At 41.3% G+C, this 574-nt stretch carries 2 protein-coding genes; both read right to left on the reverse strand.

The features are described 5' to 3' along the window. Window positions 1-415, reverse strand: a 415-nt coding sequence (locus tag A9G32_RS03265) for an IS3 family transposase (RefSeq protein ID WP_141672870.1), incomplete at its 3' end; no start/stop codon positions are given. Further along, a partial coding sequence (locus A9G32_RS13535) for a transposase (RefSeq protein ID WP_141672871.1) occupies window positions 415-574 on the reverse strand: 160 nt, incomplete at its 5' end. The genes A9G32_RS13535 and A9G32_RS03265, both read right to left, overlap by 1 nt.

Genomic DNA, 574 nt, shown 5'->3' on the forward strand with positions numbered 1-574 from the left:
CATTGAATGTCCTAAAGCGACGCTGATTACGACTACTGTCACTCATAAAATCCATTGACCAGCATTCACCTTGTTTATTGGGTGCTGATAGCCTTTCTGGGCTTCGTGGAGGAATGCGCTGTTTACGCTTTATCCTGAGATTAAGCTTTAATTCACAATACACCCGATATACCCGTTTATGATTCCATTTATAGCCGAGCTTTTTGATACGATTAAAGCATTTAGGAAAGCCCCAGCGTAAATGCCTGTCCGTGATAGCATTCAACACCGAAACAATCACCGAATCATCCTGTAACTTAGGTTGATAATAGTAAGCACAACGACTTAAGCCAACAATGGCACAACTCATAGCAATAGTAACCGAATGATTTTGTTGTAGTTGCTGTGCCCACGTTTTACTTGCCTTTGTGGGCACTAAAGCTTTTTTATTATTTCTTCCTGCAGCTGGGATTTTAAGCTCAGTTCGGCAAACATCTGCTTAAGCTTGCGATTTTCAGCCTCCAGCTCCTTTAAGCGTTTGATATCCGAAGTTTCCATTCCGCCGTATTTTTCTCGCCATTTATAGAAAGTTGAA

This window comes from Gilliamella sp. Gris3-2 (genome assembly GCF_001690345.1).
Lineage (GTDB): Bacteria > Pseudomonadota > Gammaproteobacteria > Enterobacterales > Orbaceae > Gilliamella > Gilliamella bombi.